We start from the raw sequence: 24,973 nt of genomic DNA, 5'->3' as shown, positions 1-24,973 counted from the left end.
AAAGCCGGCCGGCAGCGCATCCGCGCTCTGGCTGTGCGCCACGCACAATCAGATTGCGGATTCTTGTGATGGTTCATCCACCGCATCTCCCGATTCGTTGGCAGACTGGACTGGTGATCGTCGCCGCCTGCCCTGGACAGGGCTCACAGACCCCCGGATTCCTCGCCCCCTGGCTCGAACTCGAGGGAGTTCCGGAGCTGCTCGAGGCGTACTCGGATGCCGCGGAGGTCGATCTCATCGCCCACGGCACGACGTCCGACGCCGACACGATCCGCGACACGCGCATCGCACAGCCGCTGATCGTCGCGGCTTCCATGATTGCGATGACGCAGCTCGTCCAGCGCGCGCAGCGCACCGCAGACGGCGTCGCCGGGCACTCCGTCGGCGAGCTCGCGGCGCTGAACAGCGCCGGTGTGATCAGCTCTGAGGACGCGATGCGGCTGGTCGGCATCCGCGGTCGGGCGATGGCGGATGCCGCCGCTCAGACTCCCACCGGGATGAGCGCCGTGCTCGGCGGTGAGGCGGATGCTGTCCTCGCGCTGCTCGAAGAGCTCGACCTCACTCCGGCCAACTACAACGTCGCCGGGCAGATCGTCGCCGCCGGAACGCTCGAGAACCTGGCCGGGCTCGCCGAGAGCGCGCCGCGCGGCGTGCGCGTGATGCCGCTGCAGGTGGCCGGCGCCTTCCACACTTCGTACATGGCGCCGGCAGTCGAGACGCTGCGCGCAGCGGTCGCCGAGGTCGAGTACGAGGAGCCTACACACACGCTGTGGTCGAACCGCGACGGAGCGGTCGTCACCGACGGCCAGGATGCCCTTGACCGCATCGTCACGCAGGTCTCGTCGCCGGTCCGGTGGGACCTGTGCATGGAGTCGTTCCTCGCCGCAGGTATCACCGGATTCATCGAGGTCGCCCCTGCGGGCGCCCTCGTCGGTCTGGCCAAGCGCGGCATGCGCGGCATCCCGGCCGTCGCCGTGAAGACGCCCGAAGACCTCGACGCAGCTGCGGAGCTGCTGAACGGAGCAGCCCAGTGACCACGCTCAAGCAGGCATCCGGCCCGGCGTACACCCGCATCTACTCGGTGGGCGCCGCACGGGGCGAGAACGCCGTCCCCAACGAGGATCTCATCGGCCCCATCGACTCGAGCGACGAGTGGATCCGTCAGCGCACCGGCATCGTCACCCGCGCCCGCGCACTGCCGGAGACCTCGGCGATCGAGCTGTCGACGGATGCCGCCGCGGAGGCCGTGCAGCGTTCGGGCATCGACCCGGCCGACATCGATCTGGTCATCGTAGCGACGATCAGCAACCCCAAGCAGACCCCCTCCGTGGCCGCCATCGTCGCAGACCGGATCGGCGCGAACCCCGCAGCCGCCTACGACATGAACGCCGCCTGCGCCGGATACGCGTACGCGATCGCCCAGGCAGACGCGCTCATCCGCGCCGGTGCCGCGCGCTACGCCGTCGTCATCGGCGCCGAGAAGCTGTCTGACGTCGTCGACCCGACTGATCGCAGCATCTCCTTCCTGCTCGGCGACGGCGCCGGCGCCGTCGTGATCGGCCCGAGCGAGACGCCCGGCATCTCCGCGACCGTGTGGGGCTCGGACGGCTCGAAGTCCGACCTCGTCGGCATGAACCACACGCTCACCGAGTTCCGCGACGGCGTCGCCCCGTGGCCGACGCTGCGCCAGGAGGGTCCGCGCGTGTTCCGCTGGGCCGTGTGGGACATGGCGAAGGTCGCCCGCGAAGCGCTCGAGACGGCCGGCATCGAGGCATCCGATCTGGCCGCCTTCATCCCTCACCAGGCGAACATGCGCATCGTGGAGGAGTTCGCCAAGCAGCTGAAGCTGCCCGAGACCACGGTCATCGCCCGCGACATCGAGACGACGGGGAACACCTCCGCCGCCTCGATCCCCCTCGCCACCCACCGCCTGCTCGAAGAGCACCCCGAACTCAGCGGTGGTCTGGCGCTGCAGATCGGCTTCGGCGCGGGGCTCGTCTTCGGCGCGCAGGTGGTGGTGCTCCCCTGATCGGGGGCGCACTTTCCCTAGACTGTTCAGCGGTTCCGAAACCAATCCGAGAAAGAGGAAACACCATGGCTCTTACCAACGACGAGGTCCTCGCCGGCCTTGCTGAGCTGGTCACCGATGAGACCGGCATCGACGCATCCGAGGTCGCGATGGAGAAGTCGTTCACCGACGACCTCGACATCGACTCGATCTCGATGATGACGATCGTCGTCAACGCCGAGGAGAAGTTCGGCGTCACCATCCCCGACGACGAGGTCAAGAACCTCAAGACCGTCGCCGACGCCGTCAACTTCATCGTCGCCGGCCAGGAGTGAACCCTGCGGATGCCACCCCCGCGAAGCGCGGGGCGTGGCATCCTCCTTCCCTGCCCCTCCCCTCCTCATGAAGGACCATCAATGACCAAGCGAATCGTCGTCACCGGTATCGGCGCCACGTCCGCTCTGGGCGGCACGGCCCCCGAGAACTGGGCGAACCTGCTCGCCGGAATGCCGGGCGCGCGCACACTGCCGCACGAGTGGGTCGACAAGTACGAGATCCCCGTGAAGTTCGCAGCCGAGGCCATTGTGCGTCCCGAGGAGGTGCTGCCGCGCCACGAGGCGAAGCGGCTCGACCCCTCCACGCAGTTCGCGCTCATCGCGGCGCGGGAGGCGTGGGAGGACGCCGGCGCTCCGGAAGTGGCGCCGGAGCGGCTCGGCATCGACTGGGCCACCGGCATCGGCGGCGTCTGGACGCTGCTGGATGCCTGGGACACGCTGCGCGAGAAGGGCCCGCGACGGGTCATGCCGCTGACTGTGCCGATGCTGATGCCGAACGCCGGCGCCGGAAACCTGTCGCTGCACTTCAAAGCCAAGGCGTTCGCGCGCACCGTCGTGAGCGCCTGCGCCTCGAGCACGGAGTCCATCGCCAACGCCTACGAGCACCTGCAGGACGGCCTTGCGGACGTGGTGATCGCCGGTGGTGCGGAATCCGCCATCCACCCCATCACTATGGCGTCCTTCGCTTCCGCGCAGGCGCTCTCGCGCCGCAACGACGACCCGGAGGGCGCATCACGGCCCGGTGCGATCGACCGCGACGGCTTCGTCATGGGCGAGGGCGGCGCCGCGCTCGTCCTCGAGACCGAGGAACACGCCAAGGCGCGCGGTGCCAAGATCTACGCATACCTGGCCGGCGGTGGCGTCACCGCCGATTCCTACCACATCACCGGCAACGACCCTGAGGGATCGGGCGCCGCCCGCGCGGTGGAGCTCGCCCTCGCGCAGGCCGGTGCGCGCGCCGACGAGGTCACGCACATCAACGCGCACGCGACCTCGACCCCGGTGGGAGACCCCAACGAGTACGAGGCGCTCAAGCGCGTGTTCGGCGACCGGATCGATGACATCCCCGTGTCAGCGACCAAGGCATCCACCGGGCACCTGCTCGGCGGCACCGGTGCGCTCGAAGCCGTCTTCACGGTTCTCGCGCTGCGCGACCGCATCGCTCCCCCGACCATCAACATGACCGAGCCGGACCCGGCCGTGCCGTTCAAGCTCTCCGGCGAGCCGCAGCCGCTCGGCGACGGCGACCTGCTTGCGATCAGCAACTCGTTCGGCTTCGGCGGGCACAACGCCGTCATCGCGTTCCGCAGCGCCTGAGCAAGTCGCTCACTGGACGGGCATCCGGGCCGGCGTCCGCGATGCCCGTCGACGCGTGAAGGCGCCGAGAAACCAGCCGATGAGCGGGCCGACTCCGAACGCGAACACGACGGTCCCGAGTCCGACTGGACCGCCGAGCAGGAATCCGCTGACGAGCACGCCGCCCTCGAGGGCGGTGCGCACGAGCCACACCGGCTTGCCGGTGCGTGCGACGAGTCCGGTCATCAGGCCGTCTCGCGGCCCTGGTCCGAACCCGGCCGAGATGTAGAGACCGCTAGCGAAGGCCAGCAGCACGAGTCCGGCGAGGAACAGCGGCACACCGACCCATGCGGAAGGAGCTGCGGGGACCACCGCGAGGGTGACTTCGGCGCTGGGTCCTACCAGCAGAGCGTTGAGCACGGTTCCGATGCCCACCCGCTGGCGCAGCGGAATCCAGAGCAGCAGCACGACACCGGCGACGAGGGAGGTGATCAGCCCGAAGCCGAGTCCGGTCGTCTGCACGAGTCCGACGGCGAGCACGTCCCACGGCGCCACGCCGATGCCGGCGCGCACCATCAGCGCCATCCCTGCGCCGAAGAGGAACAGTCCGAGCATCAACTGCGCGAGGCGCTCGAGGAAGTCCCTCGGACCCGTCGTGGAGATCGGAAGCAGGATCGATCGAAGTCGCATGCATTCATCGTGGCCGCGGCCCCCTCGGCGAATCGGAGGCCACTCCTCGAAAGTGGTCTGACGAATGCAGTCCACTGTGCGGCATGCTGGACACATGGCCTCGCGACTCGTCGAACAGCTCGGTGCGCAGAACATCGTCGGAGCGAGCGCGGCCGAGCTGTCCGATCACATCCGCGCCGTGATCCTCGACGGACGGATGACGGTCGGCGAGCGGCTGCCCAGCGAGCGCGCACTGGCGTTCGAGCTGCGGCGCTCCCGATCGACCGTCACGCGAGCGTACGATCTGCTCGAAGCCGACGGATACGTCAGTCGGCTGCATGGCGGCGGCACCCGCGTCGCGCTGCCCAACGCGCGCGTCCCTCCCACTGCTCCCGAGGACGACACCGCGATCGACCTGTCGATCGCGTCGATGGACTCCACCCCGGGTCTGTACGACGCGACAGTGCGCTCGCTGCCGCGCCTGGCCGCGCTGCGCGGGACCAGCGGCTACTCGCTGCAGGGTCTGCCGGAGCTGAGGGATGCTGTCGCACAGCGCTTCGCCCAGCGGGGCCTGCCGACCTCCGCCGACGAGATCATCATCACCTCCGGCGCCCTCAACGCTCTGAATCTGATCCTCACCGCCATCGGCCGGCGCGGCGAGCGAGCACTGGTGGAGCAGCCGACCTTTCCTCACGCGATGGAATCGCTTCACCTGCACGGCTACCGGGTCGTGCCCACCCCCGTCGACGTCGACGGCTGGGACGCCGCCCACCTCATGGAAGTGCTGCTGCGGGCGCGCCCGCAGCAGCACTTCCAGGAGGTGGGCGGCGTCCCAGCCGTCGACGTCGACGGCTGGGACGCCGCCCACCTCATGGAAGTGCTGCTGCGGGCGCGCCCGCATGTGGCATATCTGATCCCGGACTTCCACAACCCCACCGGTGCCACCCTGCCCGAAGAGGTCCGCGATCGGATCACCGCCACCGCCCGCAACGCGGGAACGCACCTGATCGTCGATGAGACCACCGCCGAGCTCGACATCGATCGCGGTCGGTCACCCGCGCCGCTCGGTGCCTTCGGTCCGCACGTGATCACGCTCGGATCGATGTCCAAGATCGCCTGGGGCGGGATGAGACTGGGTTGGATCAGAGCCGAGCGAAAGCTGATCAGCCGGCTGCTGGCTGTTCGCCCGTCATTCGAGCTGGGCACCGCTCTGCTCGAGCAGTGCATCGCGGTCGAGCTGCTCGCCGATATGCCTGCGCTGACCTCGCATGTGCGCGCTCGGCTCCTCGCCGGGCGGGATGCCGTCTCGGAAGGACTCGCCGGCATGGGTGGCCTGACGATGCCGGCCACGCCCGGCGGGCTCTCCGCCTGGGTGGACCTGGGCGCCCCGGTGTCGACCAGGCTCGCGCTGGCCGCACGCGAGCACGGCCTCATCGTTCCGCCCGGGCCCCGATTCACGACCGGCGGTGTGCTGGAGCGCCGTCTGCGCATTCCGATCACCCTCACCCCGGAGCGCACCGCGGAAGCCATGTCGAGGCTGCGGGCGGCATGGGAGAGCCTGCAAGCCGGCGCGTCGGTCCCCGACCGTGCGCTTCAGCAGACCGCGGTGATCTGAGCGGGCATGACGACGGCCCCTGCTTCCCCGCAGGGGCCGTCAGTCATCTGCGGAGGATTCGCTTTCTCGGTCTCCGGGAGAGGCTCACCGGCTTCCGTTACTCGCGCCTCCTCCGCAAGTCTCATCCGCCCCACCAGCGCAGCGGCTAACCCACTTTGTGGAGCCAGACGACGTGCGCGTCATCTCCGGCATGGCGGAACGGCTCGAGTTCCTCATCCCACGCAGAGCCGAGGGCCACGTCGAGTTCGCGCTGCAGTTCGGCCGCGCTGCCGGCCGCGATCTCCATCGCGTACCGGATGCGGTCCTCGCCGATGACGATGTTGCCGCTCGAGTCGGTCTGCGCATAATGGATGCCGAGATCAGGCGTGTGCAGCCAGCGCCCGCCCTCGGAGCCGGGCGTCGGATCTTCCGAGACCTCGAAGCGCAGATGCTCCCAGCCGCGGATCGCCGTGGCCAAGGCGGCGCCGGTGCCCGCGGGCCCGTCCCAGTAGAACTCCGCTCGGCGCGTGCCCTGCTGCACCGGCTGGTCGCTCCAGTCGAAGCTGACGGCACGACCGACAGCGCGCCCGACCGCCCATTCGAGGTGCGGGCAGAGCGCGCGAGGAGCAGAGTGGATGAACACCACTCCGCGTGCGTATCCCGTCGCCATGATCTCTCCGTTTCATCAGGTACGTCTTCCCCTACGACCTGATCCGAAGATGTGGCGAGCTATGCGGTTATACGGCGATTATCACCCAGATCCGGAGGAATCACAAGCATGTGATTCCCCCGGACCGCGGATCAGCTGTGCGGCGTCACGACCGCACGCCCGGAGAGCTTGCCGTCGTGCAGATCGTGGTACGCCTGGAGCGCGTCATCCATCGAGTACCGTGTCACGCTCGGGGTGATCTGGCCGTTGCGATACAGCGCCGCCACCTCGTGCAGCTCCTCGATGGTGCCCCAGTAGGTGTTCGTGAGCTCGGCCTCGTACGGGTTGGAGTAGAAGTCCCACTGCGTGGGCCCGCCGGCGACGCCGACGACGGTGATCCGCCCCTGGCGCCGCACCACGTCCTGCGCGGTCTTGATCGTCGCGCTGACGCCGACGAAATCGAACACCGCGTCGACGCCCTGCCCGCCGGTCAGCGCGCGGATTCGCTCCACCTGGTCATCCCCTCCGGGCACCGTCACGGCTCCTGCCTGCTCGGCCTCGGCCATCGCCTCGGGCTTCATGTCCGTCGCGATCACGGTCGCTCCGGTGAGGGTGCGCAGGATCTGCACGGCGAGCTGGCCGAGACCGCCGAGGCCGATGACCAGCGCGGTCTTGCCGCCCGCCCGCCAGCTTCGGAAGCGCGAGCTTGATCGCGTGGTACGGCGTGAGTCCTGCATCCGCCAGGGGTGCGGCGTCGACCGGATCCGCGTCCTCCAGCGGCACGAGGTTGCGCGCCGGCACCGTCATGTACTCCGCCATGCCGCCGTCGCGACCGAGTCCGGTGGCGAGGTACGGCTGCGTGGCGGCGTTGTGGCAGTAGGTGTCCTGGCCACGCGAGCAGGCGGGGCAGCGTCCGCAGCCGATCGGTCCGTAGACAAGGTACGCGTCGCCCTTCTCGAAGCCTGCAACACCCTCGCCGAGCTCTTCGATCCACCCGGCGTTCTCGTGTCCGAGGGTGTAAGAGGGTGCGAGCTGCTCACCCATGCTCTCGTCGAACTGCTCGAAGATCGCGACATCCGAGTGGCAGGCGCCCGCTCCGGCGATCTTCAGCAGCACCTCGCCCGGGCCCGGGGTGGGGCGATCGACCTCCTCGATCGTGGGGAAGGTCTTCCAGGCGGTGAATCGCACGGCTCTCATGAGGTCCTCCTCGGCGAGCAGCCTCGTCGCGCGTGCACCGCGCTCGGAAACGAGGCTGTACTCACTTCGATGGTAGTGATCGCGCGCGCGAGCAGGGCCGAGAAAAGACGACGGCCCCGATCCGAGGATCGGGGCCGTCGCAGAAACGGGCGAGTGGGACTCAGGCCTCGCTCATGGCGAGCTTCGCCTGCTGACCCTTGGCCGCGTAGTAGGCTGCGCGCGCGGCATCCTTGCGCGCCTGCTCGGCGTAGCCGGCCTCGAGAACGTCCTGAGCGACCTCGACCTGCTCGTGCTGGTCGGTGCCGTTGTACTTCTCGATGTAGGCGTCGAGCTCGGGGCCCGACTCCCACGACGTGATCAGGCAGTAGCGCGGCTCGGTGCCGTTGTGGGTCGTGGCATGCCACAGACGCTGGGTGTCGACGATCAGCTGCGCGCCGGCCGGCAGAGCGATGCGGTACTCGATGCTGGGGTCGGTGCGGTTCTCACGCAAGACGAAGTAGCTGTCCTTGTCGTCGGTCAGGTTGAAGAAGCCGCGGACGACCCACCCCGTCCCGTCCGGGTTCAGGCGGTTGTTGTCGTCCTGATGCAGGTTGTACAGGCACTCGCCATACGGAGTGGGCTGCAGCTCGATGACGCGGCAGCGGCCGACGTTGGCGCCCGGCTCCTTGGCGCGCGCGGTGAGCGTGGGCGCGATGGCGGTCTGCGAGTCGATCCAGACGCCGTCCTTGTCGGTGCGCGGCGGCTTGTGGTTCCAGAAGCCGTTGCACTCGATCTCGCCCTTGGCACTGGCCAGCGGCGAGAAGCGGGTGTCACCGGAGGACTTCCAGTCGACATACTCGATGTCGAGCCATTCCTTCGGGTCCATTTCCCCGCCGTAGCTGTCGAGAATGACGAAACCCTTGTCCTCGAGGGCTGCGGACTTGATGTATCCCATGATCCGAGTCATGTCCTTTCGTAGCGGGCCAGCACGTTTTAACAGGCCCTACTTAGGCAAGCCTACCTCCGGCCCCTGAACACTCCCCCGTGCCCCACCGGAGAAAATCGGGCCACGACTAGACTCGTCCCGGCGGCTCCCGTCTTCCCGCCACACGGAGGAATCACGCAGTCATGGCAATGGCGACCAACGTCGAAGCGACCGCAACCGGCACCATCGAATGGCTCGCCGCGGAAGAGACGAACATCGTCGTCCCGGTCTATCAGCGCCAGTACCGCTGGGACATCGGCGGCTGCGAGAAGCTGCTCTCGGATGTGCGTGCGGTGGCCGGCGAAGATGACGCGCACCGCCATTTCATCGGCTCGATCCTCTCCGGCCGGGATGCCGAGGACGGCGATCTGATCCTCATCGACGGCCAGCAGCGGATCACGACGGTGATGCTGCTGATCGCGGCGCTGCATCACGCGGTGCGCGACACCGATCCGGGGATGGCCGCCGAGCTCGAGCGCGTGCTGGTTCGCGCTGACGACCCGGCCCGCACCAAGCTGCGCCCGCACCACGCCTGGGCCGACCTGTACGAGTCCGTCGTGCTCGATCGTCGCGGAGACGTCGAGCGCGAATCGCGCTTCGACGACAACTACGCCTTCTTCCGCAGCCAGGTGCATGCCGACGAGGCGGGATCGATCTGGCGGGGTCTGCGGAAGCTCGAGCACGTGTCGATCACGCTCGGCGCGGATGCCAACGCCCAGCAGATCTTCGAGAGCCTGAACTCGACCGGTCAGCCGCTGCGCGATCACGAGCTGATCCACAACTACATCCTGATGGGCCTGTCGCACGCAGAGCAGCTCAGCGTCGAGGAGGATTTCTGGCTGCCGATCGAACGGCGCACCGGTGAGAGCATCGGCGCGTTCTGGCGGCACTACCTCGTCATGATGCTCGGACGCGAGATCGACGCCGCCGGTGAACACGGCGTGTACGCCGCCTTCCGCGGCTCCTTCCCGAGGTTGGACGTCGACAAGCTGCGGGCTGACGCGGCGATCTGGCGTGAGTACGCCGAGATCTACGGGGTCCTGCTGGATCCGGCCGGAGAGTCGGATGCTGGCATCCGACGCCATCTGGAGTACGCGAACGCCTTCGGGCGCGCGACGTACCCGCTGGTGATGAGCGCCTACGGAGACTACCGGCGAGGCCTCGTCGCTCGCGAAGAGCTGATCGAGGTGCTGGAATGGGTGCAGGCGCTGTTCCTGCGCCGCGCCGTGGTGGGTCTTCCGACCGAGCGCCTGATCGCGCGGCTGTGCCGCGCGCGTCAGGCCGGCCGAGACGAGCTGATGCGCGCGATCGCCCGGATCACCCCGTCGGATGAGCGCGTCAGCGCGGTGCTCAAGTACGGTGAGCTGCCGCACGCCGCGTACGTGCTCGGACGCATCGAGCAGGTCGATGACCCCGCCGCGTTCGATGTCGAGAACATCGTGCCCGCGGTGCCGACCACGGTGTGGAGCGGCGACGGCATCCGTCCGTGGAAGGAGTACAGCGAGGACGAGCAGAACAGCCACCGCGCACTGGCCCCGACCCTTGGCAATCTGACGCTTCTGGAGCCCTCCCTCACCGAGCGCGTGTTCGGCGCGTCCTTCCCCGTCAAGCGCGACGACGCCTACGCGCGCAGCGCAGTCTCGGCCACCCGCGAGCTCGCCGACGTCGAGGCATGGAACACCGCCGCGATCTCGGCGCGGACCATGCGGCTGACGCAGGAGTTCATCCGCATCTGGGCACGACCTGCGCTGCCGGAGATCGATGACGACGGTCTCACGCCCGTACTCGACGCGGTGCGCCGGCGCGGCTGGCCCGCCGGGTGGGATCGCGAGTTCGACTACGTCGAGTACCGCGGAGAGCACTGGGAGATCAAGGACGTCAAGGCGCTGTTCAATCGCATCTTCCGTCGGGCGTGGACCGACGACCGCCGTTCGGCGCTCGCGTACAGCGCCCGACACGGCGGCCCGATCTACGACGAGATGGCGTGGAAGGGGCACTGGGGTGCTCTCGATGAGTCGCATTTCCTCTACATGGGCTGGGACTCGAACTACATGATGACGGCCCTGCAGGGCGTGCTGGAGGAATCCGGCATCGCAGCCGAGGTGTTCGTGAAGTACTCGTACATAGGGAATGTGATGTGATGGCAGCCGGCACCCAAGTGCGACGCATGATGGATCTCGCCGTCGAAGAGCGCACGCTCACCGTGCCGCTGGTGTGGTCGGATCCCGCTGACACCCGCACGATCGACGTGTTCGCCGCGGTCGTGAGTCGCCGGGGCGGCGAGCACCTGCCGTACCTCGTCTATCTTCAGGGCGGCCCGGGCCATGAGGCACCGCGGGTGTTCCACGCGCCGGCGTCGCCCATGTGGCTGGACACGGCGCTCGAGCACTATCGCGTCGTGATGCTCGACCAGCGCGGAACGGGCCGCTCGACTCCGGTCGGCGACAGTCTGCTGGAGCTCGGCGCGGAAGCCGCGGCCGAGTATCTCACGCACCTGCGCGCCGATTCGATCGTGCGGGATGCCGAGGCGCTGCGCGCAGAGCTCGGCGTGACCCGGTGGAGCCTGCTCGGTCAATCATTCGGCGGCTTCACGACTCTTGCCTACCTCTCGACGGATTCATCCTCGCTGGAGCGGGTCTTCATCACCGGCGGTCTGAGCACGCTCGACCGCCACCCCGACGAGGTGTACGCGCTCTGCTACGACAAGATGCAGGACGCCTCCGAGCGCTACTACCGCCGATTCCCCGAGCACCGCGAGCGGATGCGCCGGCTTGTGGAGCTGGCAGCCGCCGGCGAGATCGTGCTGCCCGACGGCGAGGTCGTCTCGGTGTCGCGCCTGCGCTCGGTCGGCTCGACCCTGGGCGCGAACGACGGCTGGCAGACGCTGTGGTCGCTCCTCGAACTGGATCCCGCTTCCAACGCGTTCCGTCACGACCTCGCGGCGGCCATGCCGTACGGCGGCCGCAACCCGCTGTACTTCGTCTTCCACGAGTCCAGCTACTCCTCGGGCCAGGCCACCCGCTGGTCGGCCGAGCGCATGACTCCCGCGATCTTCGATGACGATCCGACGCTGTTCACCGGTGAGCACATCCGCAGCGAATGGACCGAGACAGTGCCCGCGTTCCGCCCATGGCGGGAGGTCGCGATGCGGCTCGCCGAGCACGAATGGCCGAAGATCTACGACCGCGACGCGATCGCCGTGTCCGGAATCACCGGGGCCGCCGCGGTGTACCTGAACGACGTCTACGTCCCGTTCGAGTTCTCGATGGAGACGGCGGAGCTGCTGCCGGGCGTTCGCACCTGGGTCACCAGCGAGCACGAGCACAACGGGCTGCGCTCCGGGCCCGTGCTGGAGCGGCTGATCGACCTCGCGCACGACCGCGCCGTGCGCTGAGCACCGTCGCTGAGCACTCAGGTGCTCGGCGCGTCCTCGTCGTCCTGAGCGGCCTCGATGGACTGCTCGGCGACATCCGCGGGATCGGCCTCGATTCCATCCGGTGGCGGCTCCGTCGCGGTCCGCTCCGGATCCCGAGGCTCCGGCACCAGCTCGCGCTCCTGATCCAGGCGATCCGCCTCGGGGACCTCGACGGGCTGCTCATCATGTGAACCGCTCATGTCTTCCTCCTCTTGCGTGTCGGTGTCGCCAGGGTGCCCGACGACAGCATCCGATGAAAGGGGCTTGCCAACGCGCTGCCGGCTCTGCCTACCATCCCGGCATGAGCAGCGATCCCGTCATCCGGCCGCGCATTCGGGTGGGCACGTCCGGCTGGCGCTATCCGTCCTGGCGCGGTGATTTCTACCCCGAAGGGCTCGTGCAGCGCGCCGAACTGGAATACATCGGCGCGCGCATGTCGACCGTCGAGCTCAACGGCTCGTTCTACTCGCTGCAGCGTCCCGCAAGCTACCTGCGCTGGCGCGAGAGCGTGCCGGACGACTTCATCTTCGCCGTCAAGGGATCGCGCTACATCACGCACATGCTCGGCCTGCGCGATGCGCGCACCGCACTGGCGAACTTCTTCGCGTCCGGCCTCCTCGCCCTCGGCCCGACGCTGGGTCCGATCCTCTGGCAGCTTCCTGAGCGCCATGAATTCGAGTCGGAGGTGCTCGACGAGTTCCTGGGTCTGCTTCCGCGATCCACCGGGGCCGCACTCGAACTCGCACGCGCTCACGACGAGCGCATGCACGGGCGCACCTGGCTCGAGACGGACGCCGACCGGCCGCTGCGTCACGCGATCGAGCCGCGTTCGCACAGCTTCGACGACCCGCGCCTGCGAACGCTGCTGCGGCGGCACGGCGTGGCTCTCACGGTCGCCGACACGGCCGGCCGCTGGCCGCGCTTCGAGCCGAACGACGCCGATCTGGTCTACGTGCGACTGCACGGCTCTGCGGAGCTCTACGCCAGCGGCTACTCCCCCGGCGAGCTGCGCACGTGGGCGGATCGGTGCCTGGCCTGGTCGAGCGCGGATGGCATCCGACGCGACGTGCACGTCTACTTCGACAACGACGCGAAGGGACACGCGCCGCACGATGCGCTCGCTCTGGCGCGGCTGGTCGGAGACGCTCCCTCAGCGTCGTGATCGGCGCAGGCGACGCGCCGCCCGCTCGTCGGCGGCGTCGTTCTCGGCGTTGCGCTCCAGCCGCTCCGTATCGCGCAGCTCCACCTGCAGATCGCGCTCCGCCGGGATGCCCTTGCGCAGCTCGCGCACCCGCTCGACCTCGGCGTCGAAGAGGGCGCCGATCAGCAGCGCCATGTTGCCGATCCACAGCCACAGCAGGAAGATCACGACGCCCGCGAAGGCGCCGTAGATCCGGTCGTAGTCGGCGAGGTTCCGGGTGTAGAAGCCGAGGCCGACGGACGCCAGCGCGAAGATCCCGATCGCGACGATCGCTCCGACGCTGATGAGCCGGAAATGCGGATGGGCGATGTTCGGTGCGAAATAGTAAAGAATCGCGACGACGAGGATCACGATGAACACCAGCAGGGGCCAGCGCCCGATGCGCCATACGAGCAGAATCGCCTCGCCGGCACCCGCGGCCCTGCCGATCGACTGCGCCAGGGGCCAGCTGACGACCGCCAGAGCGACCGCGACAGACACCAGCACGAAGACGACGAGCGTGACGAGCAGGTGGATCGGCTTCGCCTTCCACAGCACCCGGCCCTCGGGAACGTCGTAGATCCGGTTGATCGCGCGGCCCAGCGCGGTCACGTAGCGGGCGACCGACCACAGCGCGACGATGAGCACGGCCACGAGCACCCAGCCGACGCCCGCGGCGGATGAGACCTCCTCGATCGGGTCGCTGATCGCCCTGACGACGTCGGGAGGCAGGACGTCTTCGGCGACGTCGAGGACGGCCTTCACGGCATCCTTCTTCTCGCCGATCAGCCCGATCAGCGAGAACGCCGCGATGAGCGCGGGAAACAGCGCGAGGATGCCGTAGAAGGTCAGCCCCGCGGCGGCGTCCGCCGAGAACGTCCGGAAGAAGCCACGCGCGACCCTGCGCACGATGAGCATCACCGTTCTGCGCAGGGTCGCCACGCGCGCGTGGTCGCGGGTGTGCTCAGCAGGGCCCATGAAGTCAGTCTCGCGTACGCCGGGGCCCAGGACAATCGGTGGGGCGGGCGGGACTTGAACCCGCGATCGTTGGGTTATGAGCCCACTGCCTTGACCAGCTTGGCCACCGCCCCGAGAACTTCCATCGTAGCGGTGCACGCGCGCCCTACTGCGCGCTCGCCCGCGCGTGGGTGTCGGTGTGCTCGAGATAGATCCGCGCATTGCGCACAAGGCCGGCGCGCTCGTCATCGGTGAGCTGGCGACGCACCTTCGCCGGCACACCCGCGACGAGGGATCCGTCTGGGACCTCGGTGCCGCCGAGCACCACGGCGCCGCCGGCGATGAGGCATCCGCGTCCGATCACGGCGCCGCTGAGCACGACCGCGCCCATCCCCACCAGCGACCCGTCGCCGATCCTGCAGCCGTGCACGACCGCGTTGTGGCCGATCGAGACGTTCTCGCCGATCACCACCGGATGCCCGCTGTCGACGTGGACGGAGACGTTGTCCTGCACGTTGCTGCCCGCTCCGACCGTGATGGATGCGGAATCGGCGCGCAGCACGGCGTTGTACCAGACGCTCGCCCGAGTGCTGAGTGTCACGTCGCCGATGATGCGCGCCCCGTCGGCGACGAACGCGTCGCCGCCGATCGTTGGCGACCGGTCGGCAAGGGAGATGACGGATGCTGTCGCGGCGATGGTCATGTAGGTGAGACTACCCTCAGATCCGCGTCTTTCCGCGCCGGAGCGACCGCGGTAAGCGTTGCCTTCGCTTGCTTGCGGAATGACCGGCGGCGAGTAGCGTTGTATCTCACAAGGCAGCTCGACCACTTCCGGAGGTACTTCATGAGCAAGTCGCAGACCGTTCCCACCACCGCGATCGACCCCACCGTGGCAGCAGCAGCGGCGCAGTTCCTCTCCCCCGTCGTGCACAGCATGCAGGCCCTGGTCGTCAACGGCAAGCAGGCGCACTGGCACGTGCGCGGCGCCAACTTCGTCGGCGTCCACGAGTTCCTCGACACGGTGGTGGCACACGCCATGGACTTCGCCGACACCGCCGCGGAGCGCATCGTCGCCCTCGGACTCCCGATCGACGCTCGTGTCGGCACCGTCGCTACGAAGTCCGCCACCACTCAGGTGCCCGCGGGTTTCGCATCCTCGGATGACCTGGTGCGCGCCGTCATCGCCGACATCGACGCCGCCCTCGTCGAGATCAAGGCCGCAGTCGACGGCCTCGACGAGGTCGACCTCACCAGCCAGGACGTCGCGATCGAGATCCAGCGCGGGCTCGAGAAGGACCGCTGGTTCCTCGTCTCGCACATCGCAGCCTGACCCGCACGCGCGAACGCCCGCCCCTCGGGGCGGGCGTTCCTGCGTTCTCAGCCCAGGTGCGTGACGCGCCCGCCGAGCAGCGTCGCCGCGACGGGCATCCGGATCAGCTGCTCTCGGTCCGCCGTGAGCGGGTCGGTGCCGCAGAGCACGAGGTCGGCGACGCCGCCGAGTTCGAGATCGGTGCCGCCGCGGTGGCTGCTGGCACGCAGCGCCGTCTCGATCGGGACCCGCTCCTCCGGATGCCACGACGCGCGCTCATCCCCGGTGCGGTGCACCGCCGCTGCGATCGTCAGCCAGGGATCCAGCGGCGCGACCGGCGCATCCGAGCCGAATCGGACCGGCACACCGGCATTGAGCAGTGAAGCTACCGGATGGCTGATGGCCTGCTGGTGCTGCCACAGCGATCCCACCAGATCGCGGTCGTCCACGGCATGCTCCGGCTGCACGCTGGCCACAGCGCCCAGCCTCGCGAAGCGCGCGAGATCGGCGTGCCGCACGAGCTGCGCATGCTCGATCGTGCCCTGCGCCTGCGTGTACGTGAACGCGTCGAGCGCGGATGCCACCGCACGGTCTCCGATGGCGTGCACAGCCACGTCGATGCCGGCACCCGTCGCGGTGGTGAGGAAGGCGCGCAGCTCATCCGGTTCGATCGTGAAGACGCCGAAGTTCGCAGGGTCGTCTCCGTACGCGTGCGAGCACGCCGCCGTGCGGGTGCCGAGCGATCCGTCGGTGATCAGCTTGAGCGAGCCGACATGCACCAACCCGTCGGTGCCCGGCAGCTGCTCACCCGAGCGCAGGCCCTCGGCCATCGCGCGCTGAAGGTCGGCCGCGTAGAACGCGAACTCGACGCGATGCGCATCGAAGCCGGATGCCGTGCGCCGCTGCCAGGCGGCGGCGTTCCAGGCCATGTCGAAGTCGACGATGCCGGTCACTCCCCTGGCAGCCGCGCGCTGTCCGGCACGCCGCACCGCGGCATCCGCCGTCACATCGTCCGCGGTGTTCAGCCGTCGCGAGATCTCGAAGGCGTCCTCTTCCCGCAGCATCCCGTCCGCCGTCGACGCGAAGCCCTCCCGACGGAAGGCCGCGGAGTTCAGCCAGACGCTGTGCACATCGGCGTTGATCAGGTACGCGGGCCGCTCTCCGGTGGCGTCGTCCAGAGCCCGCAGCGTCGGCTCGTCCGGCCACAGCGCATCGCGCATGCCGGCGCCGATCAGACGTCCGTCGGCGAGAGGTGCAGCATCCGCCATGAGCGCCGCCGCCTCGGTCGCTGTCCGCGCGGCGCCGAGCTGCACCCGGTCGGCGTTCAGCGCCCACTGCACGGTGTGCACGTGGTGATCCCAGAGACCGGGGATCGCTCGGCATCCCTCGCCGTCGAGCACGATGCCCTGTGGCCGCAGCGCACCGGTCGGCGCGATATCCCCGATGCGGCCCTGCTCGATCAGCAGATCGACGGGATCATCGCCGAACGGCACACCCGAGGGCCCTGTCAGCCTGACCGCGCGGATGAAGTCGACGCGCTGCCCCTGCTCTGCCCGATCGCGGGCAGCCTGGTTCTGCCCCGTCACGCCTTACGCTCCCTGCGCGCCTCATGGGCACGACGCATCTCTGCAGCCAGCGCGCCGTTCGCATACGCGCCGTCGCCCTCCAGCGCGACCAGGATCTCCTCCACCGTCTCGATCGGCTTGTTCTGGCTGAGCTTGCGCTTGGCGACGACCTTCGTCGGCGTGAGACGGAAGCCGACGGTTCCGGCTGCAAGACGGGCGACGAACGCCTCGTCGTTCGGCGGAGTCCACATGCCGCGCGGATTCGGCATCCGACTCTCGAACACGTTCACCATGCGCTCCAGCACCCGCAGGTTCTCGTCGGCGGAAAGGATCTCGGGGATGCCGGTCAGATGCACCGAGACGAAATTCCAGGTGGGCACTGAGGCGATGTCGCCGTACCAGCCGGGTGAGATATAGCCGTGCGGGCCTTGGAACGAGATCAGCAGCTCGCGCTCCCCCAGGCCGTGGATGAGGTCGTCAGGGCGGCCGACGTGGCCGACGACGGTGAGATCATCGCGTTCATCATCGAGCAGGACGACATAGTGCGAAGCGACCAGGCCGTCGTCCGCGTCGCTGACGAGCGTCGCCCACGGGTTGAGCTCGACCACGCGGCGGAGCTCGGTCGGGTCGGTCATCGCGAAACTGGGGTTCTGGCGCACCATCCCAGCCTATGACCGGCCCGACCTGCCCGGTGCCCTCCGGCTACTTCCCGACGACCCTGATCGCCTGCGTCTTCCAGTTCTCGTACGACGGGTCTCCGGACATGAACGCCTCGACCTCTTCGGTCGTCGCGGTCAGCTTGGGATCGTTGTCGAGGTACTTCTTCGTCTCCCGTGCGACGAGTCCGGACAGCACGAGCAGACCGATCAGGTTCGGCAGCGCCATCAGACCGTTCATGACGTCCGAGAAGGCCCACACGACGCCCAGCTGCACGGTGCAGCCGATGAAGACGACCAGTGAGAAGATCACGCGGAACGGCATCACCGCCCGACGGCCCAGGAGGCGCTCGATGCTGCGCTCGCCGTAGTACGACCAGCCCAGGATCGTCGAGCCGGCGAACAGCACGAGCCCGATCGTGACGATGTAGTGCCCCCACTCGCCCGGCAGTCCGTGCGAGAACGCCTCGCCGGTCATCAGCGCCGGGCTGATTTGCTCGCCGGTCTCGGGGTCGGTCATGTTCCAGACGCCGGTGGTGATGATGACAAGGCCCGTGCAGGTGACCACGATGATCGTGTCGATGAACGTCTGCGTCATCGACACCAGGCCCTGACGCACCGGGTGACTGGTCTTCGCCGCCGCGGCGGCGATGGCGGCCGAGCCCATGCCCGATTCGTTCGAGAAGATGCCGCGGGCCACACCGAACTGCACGGCGATGATGATCGCCGAACCGGCGAAGCCGCCCACCGCGCTCGTGCCGGTGAAGGCGTCGGTGAAGATCTGAGCGAAAGCGGCCGGTACACCGCCGATGTTGGCGATGAGGATGTAGATCGCACCGAGCACGTAGAAGATGATCATGACGGGGACGAGCCCGGCAGTGACGCGGCCGATCGACTTGATGCCGCCCACCAGCACGACGAGCGCGAACACGGTCAGCACGATCCCGGTGACCCAGGTCGGGACGTTGAAGCTGGACTCCATGTTCGACGCGATGGAGTTTCCCTGCGTCATGTTGCCGATGCCGAAGCAGGCGATGACTGCGGCGACGGCGAAGAAGATCGCCAGGAACTTGCCGAAGCGGTTCGGGATGCCGCGCTCGAGGTAGTACTGCGGCCCGCCGTTCTTCTCTCCTGCGGAGTCGGTGGTGCGAAAGCGCACCCCGAGGAACGCCTCGGAGTACTTCGACGCCATCCCGAGCAGTCCGGTCACCCACATCCAGAACAGCGCACCCGGGCCGCCGATGCCGATGGCGGTCGCGACGCCGACGATGTTCCCGGTGCCGACGGTCGCGGCAAGGGCGGTCGTCAGCGCCTGGAACTGCGAGATGTCTCCGTCTGAGCCCGGGTCCCGGCGGGTGAACAGCCCGAGGCGGAGTGCGGATCCGAGCCGGAGGAACTGCAGCCCGCCGAGGCGGATCGTCAGATACAGCCCGGTGCCGAGCAGCAGCGGAATGAGCAGGTACGGTCCCCAGATGATGCCACTGAGCCAGCCCAGAAAGCCCTCGATTGCCGACAGGTCCATGCGATCTCCTCACGCATCGTTGCGAACGGACTCCGCCATCCTATTCACAGCGAGCGGTCAGACTCGATGCGACGCGGGCTTCGGTGCGTGCGCCGGTCGTCCCGGCGTTCAGCGCTGGCAGTACGGACACCAGTACAGCTTGCGCGCGCCGATCTCCTCGAGAGCGATCTCGGTGCCGCACACCCGGCACGGCAGTCCAGCACGGTGGTACACCCAGTGCCGGTCATCGCGACTGGCCATGGCGGCCCGGTAGTCGTCGCCGGTGAGTCCGTCCATCGTCATCATCTGCCCGGTCTCGACGCCGATCGACAGCAGCCGCACCCAGTCGCGCCACAGCTCGCGCACGACCTCCTCTGGCACGTCGCGCCCCGGGGTGTGCGGTTCGAGACGCGCTCGGTACAGCATCTCCGCGCGGTACACGTTGCCGATGCCACTCACGACCGACTGATCCATGAGCAGCAGGGCGATCGGCGTGGGCTTGCGGCGCACGGTGCGCACGAAGCGCTCCTCACCCTCCGCCGGATCGCCGACCAGCGGGTCGGGGCCGAGCTTCGCGACCGTGGCGAGCATCTCGTCGGGAGTCTGCAGCACGCAAGCGGTGGGCCCGCGCAGATCGGCGCACGTGGCATCCGTCAGCAGCCGCAGTCGCACCTGCCCGACGACCGGCGGCGGCCACTCGTCGTCGGCGTCGCCGTCGTCGAGTCCCTTCGTCTGCTCGGACATGCGCACGTGCACGCGCGCCTTGCGCGGCGCGCCGATCGAGGTCAGCGAGTTCTCGCCCGCATCATCGAAGATCGGATCCTCGAGATCCGTGCCGCGCTGATTGGTCTGGCCCATTCGTCCGTTCGCGGACGAGATGGTGGCGTCGGCGAAGATCTCGCCGGCGAAGTCCCACGCCCCGTACAGTCCCAGATGCACGCGCAGCCAGACGGCGTCTTCGAACTCGAGGAACATCTGCTTGCCGACGGCGATCGCCTGCTGCATCTCGCGCCCGTCCAGCACGGCCGCGCCCTCGGCGAAGCGCCCCTGCGGACTCGAGGCCCGCACCGGCAGAGCGACGAAGTTGCGCGCGAATTGCCGGGCGATCCGGTGAACGGAGTGTCCCTCCGGCATGTCAGGCCCGCCCGTCGGCGGAGCCGACCTCTCCTTGACGCGGGTCGGGCAGCAGCGACCCGTCCTTCTCGAACGCGGCGATCTGACCGATGCGGCGCGCATGCCGCTCCTCGCCCGAGAACGGCGTCGCGATGAACCGGTCGATGAAGCTCGTCACCTCTTCGAAGGAGTGCTGGCGCGCGCCGATGGAGATCACGTTGGCGTCGTTGTGCTCGCGAGCGAGTTCTGCCGTCGAGAGATTCCACACCAGCGCGGCGCGGATGCCGGCGACCTTGTTCGCCGCGATCTGCTCGCCGTTGCCCGAGCCGCCGAACACCACGCCGAGCGCCTCGACGCCGTCGGACTGGTCGGCGACGACCGCCTGCGCCGCGCGGATGCAGAAGGCCGGGTAGTCATCCAGCGCGTCGTACTCGACAGGACCGTGGTCGATGACGTCGTGTCCGGCGGCGCGGAGGTGCTCCTGCAGTCGCGTCGAGAAGTCCAGGCCGGCGTGATCGGTGGCGATGTGGATGCGCATGGCATCCATCCTATTCAGGCCTGCGGCGCGCCGGCCCTGCCGTTCGCGCCTACGGCGCGAGCCCTGCGGCCGCCGGCTTGAACCCGGCCCGCACGTTCTCACAGCATCCGGGCCGACAGATGTCGAACGCGGGACCCAGCGCGGTGACGTGCGCGCGATCGGATGCCGGTCGCCCCTCCATCCGCTCCTGGATCAGGTCCACGATGCCGGCGACGAAGGCCGGCGACACGCCCGGAGTCGGCGTGCGGGCGAAGAGCAGCCCGGCCTCATCCGCGGCGTCCTTCGCCTCGGTGTCGAGGTCCCAGAGCACTTCCATGTGGTCGCTCATGAATCCGAGCGGCACGACGATGACGGCTCGGCGGCCGCGCGCGGGCAGCTCGCCGATGACATCGCACACGTCGGGTTCGAGCCACGGCTGGGTCGGCGGGCCGGAGCGGGACTGGTAGACGAGCTCCCACGCGACGCCGGCGGCCTCGGGACTGAGCTGCGCGACGCGGTCCATCACCCACGCGGCGACGGCCTCGTGCTGTGCGGCATAGGCACCGCCGACGCCCCATTCGATGTCTCGCGGACCGGAGCGCTTGGCGTCGTCGATCGGAATGCTGTGGGTCGAGAACAGCACCTGGATCGAGTCGGCGGCGACGCCCTCTTCCAGGCGCGCCCGCACGGCATCGTCGACGCCCTCCACGAACGCCTGCACGAAGCCCGGGTGATCGAAGAACGGGCGGATCTTGTCGATCGTGACCACGCCGTCGAACTCGGTGCCGTCGAGCACGCGTGAGAAGTCCTCGCGGTACTGCCGGCAGCTCGAGAACGAACTGTATGCGCTCGTCGCGAATGCCAGCAGAGTGGTGTCGTCGTTGCCAGCGGCCTCGGCGACGGCGTCTTCGAGATAGGGCGCCCAGTTGCGGTTGCCCCAGTAGACCGGCAGCTCGATCGAGCGCGCCGCGAGCTCCGCCTCCAGCGCGGCCTTGAGCGCGCGGTTCTGCGCATTGATCGGGCTGATGCCTCCGAAGGCCCGGTAGTGATGCGCGACCTCCTCGAGTCGCTCATCCGGGATGCCCCTGCCGCGGGTGACGTTGCGCAGGAACGGGATCACGTCGTCCTGGCCCTCCGGGCCGCCGAATCCGGCCAGCAGGATCGCGTCGTAGCCGACGCCCTCTTCGATGTGCATCGCGCCGCCGGCGGCAGCCGCAGATGCGTGGGGAACAGCATCCGAGTCAAGTTGGGTCACGGGCGCCATGATCGCATCCCCTCCTATGAGCCGGCATCGAGTCGTTCCCGGTTCGGCACGCCTGGCGTAGGCTGTCATGGTTGCCGTCGGCGCCAGCCGCGCCGATGCACGCCGACATCCCCTCCACCAATGGGAGAACATCAGCTGTGCCTGGAGAAAACCTCACTCGTACCGAAGCGCAGGAGCGCCGTGCCGTCATCGACACGCAGTCCTATGAGGTCTCACTCGACCTCACCAAGGGAGCGGAGGTGTTCGGCTCGCGCAGCGTCGTCCGATTCACCGCGACCCCCGGAGCGTTCACCTTCATCGACCTGATCGCGCGAGAAGTCCGTGAGATCACGCTCAACGGCGAGCAGATCGACCCTGACGAGGTCTTCGCGGACTCGCGCATCGCGCTCAGCGACCTGCAGGCCGAGAACGTGCTGATCGTCGACGCCGACTGCCTGTACACCAACACCGGCGAGGGACTGCACCGCTTCGTCGACCCGGTCGACGGCGAGGTCTACCTCTACTCGCAGTTCGAGGTTCCCGACTCCCGCCGCGTCTTCGCGGTGTTCGAGCAGCCCGATCTCAAGGCGACGTTCCAGTTCACGGTCACCGCGCCCGCCGCGTGGAAGGTCGTGTCGAACTCGCCGACGCCGGAGCCCATCGTGCACGACCCTTCGACGGGCTCAGGGACCCAGCAGGTCGCGACGTGGGGCTTCGAGCCGACGCCGCGCATCTCGTCGTACATCACCGCGCTGGTGGCCGGCCCGTACGAGGCGACGTTCTCCGAGCTCACGAGCTCGTCGGGCAAGGTCATCCCCCTCGGCGTCTACGGCCGCAAGAGCCTGTGGCAGCACCTCGACGCGGATTACATCTTCGAGAAGACCCGGCAGGGCTTCGCCTACTTCGAAGAGAAGTTCGGCGTCGCGTACCCGTTCGAGAAGTACGACCAGCTGTTCGTTCCGGAGTTCAACGCCGGCGCGATGGAGAACGCCGGTGCGGTCACCTTCACCGAGACGTACGTCTTCCGCAGCAAGGTGACGGACGCCGTCAGGGAGCGTCGCGTCGTGACGATCCTGCACGAGCTGGCGCACATGTGGTTCGGCGACCTCGTGACCATGAAGTGGTGGAACGACCTGTGGCTGAACGAGTCGTTCGCCGAGTGGGCGTCGACGATCGCGACCGCTGAGGCCACGGAGTGGACCGAGGCGTGGACGACGTTCAACGCGATGGAGAAGACCTGGGCGTACCGCCAGGATCAGCTCCCCTCGACGCACCCGATCGTCGCCGAGATCAACGATCTGCAGGACGTGCTGGTCAACTTCGACGGCATCACGTATGCCAAGGGCGGATCGGTGCTCAAGCAGCTCGCCGCGTGGGTCGGCATCGACGCGTTCTTCGCCGGAGTCTCGCAGTACTTCCAGAAGCACTCCTGGGGCAACACCGAGCTGAGCGATCTGCTGGTCGAGCTCGAGGCGACGAGTGGGCGCGAGCTGACGAGCTGGGCGAAGAAGTGGCTCGAGACCGCCGGGGTGAACACCCTCAGCCCGGTGATCGCCGAGGATGCCTCGGGAACGATCACACGCTTCGCGGTCACGCAGACGGCTCCCGCCGACTACCCCACGATCCGCCCGCACCGACTGGGCATCGGCTTCTACGACCTCGACGGCGGAGCCCTTGTGCGCACCCACTACGTCGAGGTGGACGTGGACGGCGACCGCACGGAGATCCCCGAGCTGCAGGGCCTGAAGCGGCCCGACATGGTGCTGCTGAACGACAAGGACCTCGCCTACGCGAAGATCCGCCTCGACGAGCGCTCGCTCGCAACGGCGATCGAGCACCTCGCCGACATCAGCGACCCGCTCGCGCGCTCGCTGGTCTGGGGTGCGGCGTGGGACCAGACTCGGGATGCCGAGAGCGCTGCGCGCGACTACATCGACCTCGTGCTCGGCAACATCGGCCGCGAGACCGAGTCGACCACTGTGCGCACCACTCTCGCCCAGCTCCAGCTGGCCGCCAACGTCTACGTCGACCCGTCGACGCGGTCGGCGGCGCGCGAGAAGATCGCCGACGGCCTGTGGGCTCTGGCACAGCAGGCCGAGGCCGGCAGCGACGGCCAGCTGCAGCTGGTGATGGCGTTCGCCAACTCGATCGCGACTGCCGAGCACGCCGGAATCGTCGGCCGGCTGCGCGCGGGCGAGGAGACGCTTTCCGGTCTCGAGATCGACGCTGACCTGTCGTGGCAGCTGCTGATCGGCCTGGCCGCCGCAGGCGCGACCGATGCGACCACCATCGACGCGGCGCTCGCTGCGGACAACACATCCAAGGGCGGTGAGCTCGCAGCTCAAGCGCGTGCCGCGCTGCCGACGGTCGATGCGAAGAAGACCGCCTGGGCATCGCTGATCGACAACAGCGACCTGCCCAACACGATCGTGCGATCCACGGCGCTCGGCTTCGTGCATCCGTCCGGCGTCGATGTGCTCGGCGAGTTCATCCAGCCGTACTTCGACATGCTGCTTCCGATCTGGGAGGGCCGCACGTACCAGATCGCGGATTACCTGATCGTCGGCCTCTACCCCCGCTCGCTCGCGAACATCGAGCTGCGCGACGCGACGCGCGCCTGGCTCTCGCAGCACCAGGACGCCGCTCCCGCCCTGCGCCGACTGGTCCACGAGAACCTCGCCGACGTCGAGCGCGCACTCGCCGCGCAGTCGCGCGACGCGGATGCCGACGCCGAGTCCTGAGCAGGACACCGCTCCTCGATGAGGCCTCTGCGCACCCAGTGTGCGCAGAGGCCTCATCAGTAGA

General features: G+C 68.5%; 22 protein-coding genes, 1 tRNA gene and 1 pseudogene. 10 read left to right on the top strand and 14 right to left on the bottom strand.

Annotated elements, in window-relative coordinates:
* Positions 1 to 113 precede the first annotated feature (113 nt).
* From ACQUSX_RS01565 to ACQUSX_RS01550, 4 genes are all read left to right on the top strand, one after another.
* The gene (locus ACQUSX_RS01565; RefSeq protein ID WP_428905221.1) at positions 114 to 1,034 is read left to right on the top strand and encodes an ACP S-malonyltransferase; all 921 of its coding nucleotides are present in this window, start codon (positions 114 to 116) and stop codon (positions 1,032 to 1,034) included.
* Complete coding sequence (locus ACQUSX_RS01560) at positions 1,031 to 2,029, top strand: beta-ketoacyl-ACP synthase III (protein ID WP_428905220.1); 999 nt, start codon at positions 1,031 to 1,033, stop codon at positions 2,027 to 2,029. The genes ACQUSX_RS01565 and ACQUSX_RS01560 overlap by 4 nt, the downstream gene beginning before the upstream one ends.
* A gap of 65 nt (positions 2,030 to 2,094) precedes the next feature.
* Positions 2,095 to 2,343 carry an acyl carrier protein gene (locus ACQUSX_RS01555; RefSeq protein WP_087130211.1) on the top strand — a complete coding sequence of 83 codons (249 nt, stop codon included), beginning with the start codon at positions 2,095 to 2,097 and terminating at the stop codon, positions 2,341 to 2,343.
* Positions 2,344 to 2,424: 81 nt separating this feature from the next.
* The gene (locus ACQUSX_RS01550) at positions 2,425 to 3,660 is read left to right on the top strand and encodes a beta-ketoacyl-[acyl-carrier-protein] synthase family protein (RefSeq protein ID WP_428905219.1); all 1,236 of its coding nucleotides are present in this window, start codon (positions 2,425 to 2,427) and stop codon (positions 3,658 to 3,660) included.
* 9 nt (positions 3,661 to 3,669) lie between these two features.
* Here the strand turns inward: ACQUSX_RS01550 and yczE are convergent, their stop codons facing one another.
* Entirely contained in the window at positions 3,670 to 4,329 is a 660-nt protein-coding gene (yczE, locus tag ACQUSX_RS01545) for a membrane protein YczE (protein WP_428905218.1), read from the bottom strand.
* Between the two features lie 94 nt (positions 4,330 to 4,423).
* On the opposite strand from yczE, the gene ACQUSX_RS01540 reads away from it, so the two are divergent.
* On the top strand, positions 4,424 to 5,923 hold the full coding sequence (locus ACQUSX_RS01540) for an aminotransferase-like domain-containing protein (RefSeq protein WP_428929942.1): 1,500 nt from the start codon (positions 4,424 to 4,426) through the stop codon (positions 5,921 to 5,923).
* 145 nt (positions 5,924 to 6,068) lie between these two features.
* Here the strand turns inward: ACQUSX_RS01540 and ACQUSX_RS01535 are convergent, their stop codons facing one another.
* The 3 genes and pseudogenes from ACQUSX_RS01535 to ACQUSX_RS01525 form a co-directional block, all read right to left on the bottom strand.
* The gene (locus ACQUSX_RS01535; protein WP_428905216.1) at positions 6,069 to 6,572 is read right to left on the bottom strand and encodes a DUF3145 domain-containing protein; all 504 of its coding nucleotides are present in this window, start codon (positions 6,570 to 6,572) and stop codon (positions 6,069 to 6,071) included.
* Between the two features lie 131 nt (positions 6,573 to 6,703).
* Positions 6,704 to 7,748 (bottom strand): annotated as a pseudogene (locus tag ACQUSX_RS01530) (NAD(P)-dependent alcohol dehydrogenase).
* Positions 7,749 to 7,908: 160 nt separating this feature from the next.
* Positions 7,909 to 8,682 (bottom strand): hypothetical protein, encoded by a 774-nt coding sequence (locus ACQUSX_RS01525; protein ID WP_428907567.1) that lies wholly within the window; start codon positions 8,680 to 8,682, stop codon positions 7,909 to 7,911.
* A gap of 173 nt (positions 8,683 to 8,855) precedes the next feature.
* On the opposite strand from ACQUSX_RS01525, the gene ACQUSX_RS01520 reads away from it, so the two are divergent.
* Positions 8,856 to 10,853 carry a DUF262 domain-containing protein gene (locus ACQUSX_RS01520; protein ID WP_428905215.1) on the top strand — a complete coding sequence of 666 codons (1,998 nt, stop codon included), beginning with the start codon at positions 8,856 to 8,858 and terminating at the stop codon, positions 10,851 to 10,853.
* Positions 10,853 to 12,106 carry an alpha/beta fold hydrolase gene (locus ACQUSX_RS01515; protein ID WP_428905214.1) on the top strand — a complete coding sequence of 418 codons (1,254 nt, stop codon included), beginning with the start codon at positions 10,853 to 10,855 and terminating at the stop codon, positions 12,104 to 12,106. Before ACQUSX_RS01520 ends, ACQUSX_RS01515 begins: the two co-directional genes overlap by 1 nt.
* A 17-nt stretch (positions 12,107 to 12,123) precedes the next feature.
* On the opposite strand, the gene ACQUSX_RS01510 is transcribed toward ACQUSX_RS01515, so the two are convergent.
* Entirely contained in the window at positions 12,124 to 12,327 is a 204-nt protein-coding gene (locus ACQUSX_RS01510; protein WP_428905213.1) for a hypothetical protein, read from the bottom strand.
* A gap of 101 nt (positions 12,328 to 12,428) precedes the next feature.
* On the opposite strand from ACQUSX_RS01510, the gene ACQUSX_RS01505 reads away from it, so the two are divergent.
* The gene (locus ACQUSX_RS01505; protein ID WP_428905212.1) at positions 12,429 to 13,289 is read left to right on the top strand and encodes a DUF72 domain-containing protein; all 861 of its coding nucleotides are present in this window, start codon (positions 12,429 to 12,431) and stop codon (positions 13,287 to 13,289) included.
* On the opposite strand, the gene ACQUSX_RS01500 is transcribed toward ACQUSX_RS01505, so the two are convergent.
* The 3 genes from ACQUSX_RS01500 to ACQUSX_RS01490 all read right to left on the bottom strand — a co-directional run bounded on the left by ACQUSX_RS01500 (position 13,278) and on the right by ACQUSX_RS01490 (position 14,967).
* Positions 13,278 to 14,285: a YihY/virulence factor BrkB family protein gene (locus ACQUSX_RS01500; protein ID WP_428905211.1), complete on the bottom strand. Its 1,008-nt coding sequence runs from the start codon at positions 14,283 to 14,285 to the stop codon at positions 13,278 to 13,280. The genes ACQUSX_RS01505 and ACQUSX_RS01500 overlap by 12 nt on opposite strands.
* A 39-nt stretch (positions 14,286 to 14,324) precedes the next feature.
* Positions 14,325 to 14,398 (bottom strand) — tRNA-Ile (locus ACQUSX_RS01495).
* A gap of 32 nt (positions 14,399 to 14,430) precedes the next feature.
* The gene (locus tag ACQUSX_RS01490) at positions 14,431 to 14,967 is read right to left on the bottom strand and encodes a gamma carbonic anhydrase family protein (RefSeq protein ID WP_428905210.1); all 537 of its coding nucleotides are present in this window, start codon (positions 14,965 to 14,967) and stop codon (positions 14,431 to 14,433) included.
* Positions 14,968 to 15,108: 141 nt separating this feature from the next.
* On the opposite strand from ACQUSX_RS01490, the gene ACQUSX_RS01485 reads away from it, so the two are divergent.
* Positions 15,109 to 15,594 (top strand): Dps family protein, encoded by a 486-nt coding sequence (locus ACQUSX_RS01485; RefSeq protein WP_428905209.1) that lies wholly within the window; start codon positions 15,109 to 15,111, stop codon positions 15,592 to 15,594.
* Between the two features lie 47 nt (positions 15,595 to 15,641).
* Here the strand turns inward: ACQUSX_RS01485 and ACQUSX_RS01480 are convergent, their stop codons facing one another.
* From ACQUSX_RS01480 to ACQUSX_RS01455, 6 genes are all read right to left on the bottom strand, one after another.
* Positions 15,642 to 17,159 carry an amidohydrolase gene (locus tag ACQUSX_RS01480; RefSeq protein WP_428905208.1) on the bottom strand — a complete coding sequence of 506 codons (1,518 nt, stop codon included), beginning with the start codon at positions 17,157 to 17,159 and terminating at the stop codon, positions 15,642 to 15,644.
* On the bottom strand, positions 17,156 to 17,797 hold the full coding sequence (locus ACQUSX_RS01475) for an FMN-binding negative transcriptional regulator (protein ID WP_428905207.1): 642 nt from the start codon (positions 17,795 to 17,797) through the stop codon (positions 17,156 to 17,158). Before ACQUSX_RS01475 ends, ACQUSX_RS01480 begins: the two co-directional genes overlap by 4 nt.
* A 43-nt stretch (positions 17,798 to 17,840) precedes the next feature.
* The gene (locus ACQUSX_RS01470; protein ID WP_428905206.1) at positions 17,841 to 19,316 is read right to left on the bottom strand and encodes an alanine/glycine:cation symporter family protein; all 1,476 of its coding nucleotides are present in this window, start codon (positions 19,314 to 19,316) and stop codon (positions 17,841 to 17,843) included.
* Between the two features lie 108 nt (positions 19,317 to 19,424).
* Positions 19,425 to 20,429, bottom strand: a complete 1,005-nt coding sequence (locus ACQUSX_RS01465; protein WP_428905205.1) for an Fpg/Nei family DNA glycosylase — start codon at positions 20,427 to 20,429, stop codon at positions 19,425 to 19,427.
* 1 nt (position 20,430) lies between these two features.
* Complete coding sequence (locus ACQUSX_RS01460; RefSeq protein ID WP_428905204.1) at positions 20,431 to 20,946, bottom strand: ribose-5-phosphate isomerase; 516 nt, start codon at positions 20,944 to 20,946, stop codon at positions 20,431 to 20,433.
* Positions 20,947 to 20,995: 49 nt separating this feature from the next.
* Positions 20,996 to 22,189 carry a ferrochelatase gene (locus ACQUSX_RS01455; protein ID WP_428905203.1) on the bottom strand — a complete coding sequence of 398 codons (1,194 nt, stop codon included), beginning with the start codon at positions 22,187 to 22,189 and terminating at the stop codon, positions 20,996 to 20,998.
* 137 nt (positions 22,190 to 22,326) lie between these two features.
* Between ACQUSX_RS01455 and pepN the strand changes: the two genes are divergently transcribed.
* Positions 22,327 to 24,909: an aminopeptidase N gene (pepN, locus tag ACQUSX_RS01450; RefSeq protein WP_428905202.1), complete on the top strand. Its 2,583-nt coding sequence runs from the start codon at positions 22,327 to 22,329 to the stop codon at positions 24,907 to 24,909.
* Positions 24,910 to 24,973: the final 64 nt, after the last annotated feature.

It is taken from the genome of Microbacterium alcoholitolerans (genome assembly GCF_050408615.1).
Lineage (GTDB): Bacteria > Actinomycetota > Actinomycetes > Actinomycetales > Microbacteriaceae > Microbacterium.
The sequence above is the reverse complement of the archived record's forward strand: the minus strand, read 5'-3'. Positions and strand labels throughout refer to the sequence as shown.

Coding starts and splice junctions, on each gene's coding strand:
- ACQUSX_RS01555 (WP_087130211.1), top strand. CDS start 2,095: ATGGCTCTTACCAACGACGAGGTCCTCGCCGGCCTTGCTGAGCTGGTC.
- ACQUSX_RS01550 (WP_428905219.1), top strand. CDS start 2,425: ATGACCAAGCGAATCGTCGTCACCGGTATCGGCGCCACGTCCGCTCTG.
- yczE (WP_428905218.1), bottom strand. CDS start 4,329: ATGCGACTTCGATCGATCCTGCTTCCGATCTCCACGACGGGTCCGAGG.
- ACQUSX_RS01540 (WP_428929942.1), top strand. CDS start 4,424: ATGGCCTCGCGACTCGTCGAACAGCTCGGTGCGCAGAACATCGTCGGA.
- ACQUSX_RS01535 (WP_428905216.1), bottom strand. CDS start 6,572: ATGGCGACGGGATACGCACGCGGAGTGGTGTTCATCCACTCTGCTCCT.
- ACQUSX_RS01525 (WP_428907567.1), bottom strand. CDS start 8,682: ATGGGATACATCAAGTCCGCAGCCCTCGAGGACAAGGGTTTCGTCATT.
- ACQUSX_RS01520 (WP_428905215.1), top strand. CDS start 8,856: ATGGCAATGGCGACCAACGTCGAAGCGACCGCAACCGGCACCATCGAA.
- ACQUSX_RS01515 (WP_428905214.1), top strand. CDS start 10,853: ATGGCAGCCGGCACCCAAGTGCGACGCATGATGGATCTCGCCGTCGAA.
- ACQUSX_RS01510 (WP_428905213.1), bottom strand. CDS start 12,327: ATGAGCGGTTCACATGATGAGCAGCCCGTCGAGGTCCCCGAGGCGGAT.
- ACQUSX_RS01505 (WP_428905212.1), top strand. CDS start 12,429: ATGAGCAGCGATCCCGTCATCCGGCCGCGCATTCGGGTGGGCACGTCC.
- ACQUSX_RS01500 (WP_428905211.1), bottom strand. CDS start 14,285: ATGGGCCCTGCTGAGCACACCCGCGACCACGCGCGCGTGGCGACCCTG.
- ACQUSX_RS01490 (WP_428905210.1), bottom strand. CDS start 14,967: ATGACCATCGCCGCGACAGCATCCGTCATCTCCCTTGCCGACCGGTCG.
- ACQUSX_RS01485 (WP_428905209.1), top strand. CDS start 15,109: ATGAGCAAGTCGCAGACCGTTCCCACCACCGCGATCGACCCCACCGTG.
- ACQUSX_RS01470 (WP_428905206.1), bottom strand. CDS start 19,316: ATGGACCTGTCGGCAATCGAGGGCTTTCTGGGCTGGCTCAGTGGCATC.
- ACQUSX_RS01465 (WP_428905205.1), bottom strand. CDS start 20,429: ATGCCGGAGGGACACTCCGTTCACCGGATCGCCCGGCAATTCGCGCGC.
- ACQUSX_RS01460 (WP_428905204.1), bottom strand. CDS start 20,946: ATGCGCATCCACATCGCCACCGATCACGCCGGCCTGGACTTCTCGACG.
- ACQUSX_RS01455 (WP_428905203.1), bottom strand. CDS start 22,189: ATGGCGCCCGTGACCCAACTTGACTCGGATGCTGTTCCCCACGCATCT.